The organism is Amycolatopsis sacchari, assembly GCF_900114035.1.
In the GTDB taxonomy this organism is placed as follows: domain Bacteria; phylum Actinomycetota; class Actinomycetes; order Mycobacteriales; family Pseudonocardiaceae; genus Amycolatopsis_E; species Amycolatopsis_E sacchari.
Map to the genome: position 1 here is coordinate 1 of NZ_FORP01000062.1, position 3,151 is coordinate 3,151.

2 protein-coding genes are annotated in these 3,151 nt (G+C 66.1%); one reads left to right on the forward strand and one right to left on the reverse strand.

The genetic code is table 11. The annotated features are described in order from the left end of the window. Positions 1-503 precede the first annotated feature (503 nt). Complete coding sequence (locus tag BMZ92_RS36625; protein ID WP_091517277.1) at positions 504-2,393, forward strand: DUF4236 domain-containing protein; 1,890 nt, start codon at positions 504-506, stop codon at positions 2,391-2,393. Between the two features lie 194 nt (positions 2,394-2,587). Here BMZ92_RS36625 and BMZ92_RS36630 read toward each other — a convergent pair whose 3' ends face one another. Continuing rightward, entirely contained in the window at positions 2,588-3,046 is a 459-nt protein-coding gene (locus tag BMZ92_RS36630; protein ID WP_143250032.1) for a hypothetical protein, read from the reverse strand. Positions 3,047-3,151 lie beyond the last annotated feature (105 nt).

Genomic DNA, 3,151 nt, shown 5'->3' on the forward strand with positions numbered 1-3,151 from the left:
ACGTGCCATGACTCACCTCCACTGGCAAGCCTCGCGCTCACCCGCCCGGATGTCCACGCGACACGGTTACCACGTCAACGTTCCTTGAAGAGGCAGTAGTACTTTTCCCACTTGATCGCTATCTTTTCTTTTTTTACCTGCCGATCCCGCACATCGCCTTTCGCCAGCCCGAGCCAACCTTCCCAGCCGTGCAACGAGCCCCCGCAGCCGGAGCAGGCACACGCATGCCCCACAGCCTTCGCGCAGTTCTCGTTGTGGTTACCATTCCGCGATGCCAATACAGACACCCCCCAGGAGTAGCATTTCCCTGATCGTCCGCAACGCAGAGGCGGTTTTCGACCGCCACTACGGTGAAGGTTTCGCTTACCCTCAGTGAGCCCCTCCTGCAGCACTCTGACCTGGCACCCACCAGCGGTACTACAGCACGTATTTGCCATCCGGCGGTAACGCGGACATCCCAACGGACGACCCATGGTCGGAAGATCCGTCGTGGGAAGCCGGTTATGTCGTTCTATTTGCGCACGAGTGTCAAACTCGGTCCTGTTCGCGTGAACATGTCACGTTCCGGGCTCGGAGCTTCGGTGGGCGTTCCCGGCTTCCGGGTCGGCGCCGGTCCACGCGGCTCGTACATCTCGCTTGGCGATGGCCTCGTGTCTTACCGCGCGACCGTCCGCCCAAGCCGTGGTTCGACGAAGCGCCCCGCGCCGGCCGCACGTCCGCTTCCCGACCCCCAGTCGCCTGGCGACGTCGTCCTGTCCGACGTTTCCGGGGCGACCACGATCGAGATGGCCGAGGTCGGTTCGAGCGAGCTCGTCACGCAGCTCAACGACGCGGCACGGTCTCCCCTGTTCTGGCCGTGGAGCCTGGCGCTCACACTCGTCCTGACAGTGCTGTCCCCCTGGGTGCTCCTCGCCGGGGTACCGCTGACCGTGTGGCTGTTCTGGAAGGACAGGGTGCGGCGCACGGTCGTGGCCTTCTACGACGTGCAGGGCCCGGAGGCAACCCGGTTCCAGCGGCTCGTCGATTCCTTCGGACAGGCTCGGACGGCACAGCGCGCCTGGCACGTCGTCGCCTCCGGCGCGGTGTCGACGACCCACCAGCACAAGACGAACGCGGGCGCCTCCGCACTCGTGAAGAGAGTCCCGTTGACCATGGGAGTCGGCGGCCCCCGGCACCTCTCGTCGAACATCGCCATACCGTCGCTCGCCACACCCCGGCGGTCGATCTACCTGTTGCCCGACAGGGTGCTGGTCCGGGACGGCCGGCACTACGCCGACATCGCCTGCGGCAGTCTGCGGTCCGAGGCGGCTCTGCAGCGGTTCATCGAGGACGGTTCGGTGCCCTCGGATTCCCTCGTTCTCGGCCACACCTGGCAGTACGTCAACGTGAAGGGCGGACCCGACCGCCGGTTCAAGAACAACCGGAAGCTCCCCATCCTGCAGTACGGACGGCTGTCCCTGACCGGCAGCGGTGGTTACCAAGCGATCTTCGACTTCTCCACTCCGCGCGCGAGTTCGGTCCTGGGGGAGTCCCTCACCGCGATGTCCGCCGCGCTCGTTGCTCCTCCTCCGCGCCGGCAGCCCGCGTCCGGCGGTCCTTCGCCTTCCGTACCTTCGGTCGATCTCGATCGACTTGTCGAGAACGGCGTGAAACCGTTGCCCCGGCGCCGTCTGTCTGCTCAAGGACGGGTGAGTGTCGTAGGTGAGTCGCACTACCAGGAAGCACTGCGCCGTGCCGTCGGCGGCGCCGCCGCGGGAACGGAGCCCGAGCGGCATTTGCCGGTGGTCGCGACACTCGTACCGGAGCCCGAGAACCGCCACGATCCGTGTGCCGTCCGGGTGGACGTCGTGACTGGCGCGGGTACTGCCACGGTCGGTTACCTTTCCCGTTCCGACGCCCGCGCCTACCAACCCCCGCTGCTCACGATGCTGCGTCAGGGGCGAATCGGCACTTGCCCGGCGAAAGTGACCGGGGGCGCTGCCGGCCGCTCGTACGGGATCTACCTCCACCTCGCGGACCCACAAGCGCTGCTGCTCCACAACCTCGTGGACGACGCCGACCTCCTCGAACCCGCACGGCTGGTGACCGTGATCCGCGAAGAAGATCACCAGGAGACACTCGCGCCCTACCACCGAGCTGGCTCACCGCGGACTTTCCTCGCCGCCGAACTCGTCTCGTCGACTGTGTCGCGCGGCAAGTACGAGGGCGCCTACGCCGTCGAAGTCAGACTCGACGGGGCGCGAGTGGGCGAGCTGACCGCGGCGATGAGTGCCCGCTACCAGAATCTGATCGTCGAAGCCGAGACCAGAGGTACTCAGCCGATGTGCGAGGCGATGCTGACTCACGGCGCACGCGGTTACCAGATCGATCTCCTCCTCCCGAATGTTCGGTGAGGCGGACCACCACTCCGCGTGAAGGTCTTCACACACGACCATGACGGTTCCGCCCGTCATCTTGATCTCGTGCGAGCAGCCGTGAGGCTGTTGAGGCGGCACGCATGCTTGACCTTGTCCGGCAGGAGTGACAGCTCGACCGCCGACTTCGCCTGCCCTGTCTCGCGAAGCAGGATGTGGCCTATGCGATGGCATCAGCGAGCTCCGCTGACGAAGACGCCCCACGCCTCTACTTCCAACACGTCCCCCTCGACATCGACCACGAGTGCGCCCGTCCAATCCCTGGTGGTTGCGACAAAACCGTTTCCGTCGGCGCGCGCCAGTGGGGTCAGGTTCGACGCGAGGAAGGGCCAACCGCACACCAGCAGGCCGGTCTGCGCGTACTCGCCGAAGAGCACGAACACCGGCTCCGCCGGCCCGGCGAGCCACGACGGCTGAACGCCGGGACGCAAGGTGTCCCGGACGGAACCCGACTCGGGTGCGACAGCGACCAAGGTGCCATACCGTTGCGCGCCGAACTCCTGCTTCCACCGGTCGACGAGCAGCTGACTGTCCACTGGGGACATCCAGCTCGCAGCACCCGTGTCGATCCCCGCGCGGGCCATTGCCTCGACCAGGGCTGTTCTCGGGGCGGGATCACCTTCGGGCGCCATGGCTGAAACTCTAGTGCCTCTTCAAGGAACGTTGACGTGGTAACCGTGTCGCGTGGACATCCGGGCGGGTGAGCGCGAGGCTTGCCAGTGGAGGTGAGTCATGGC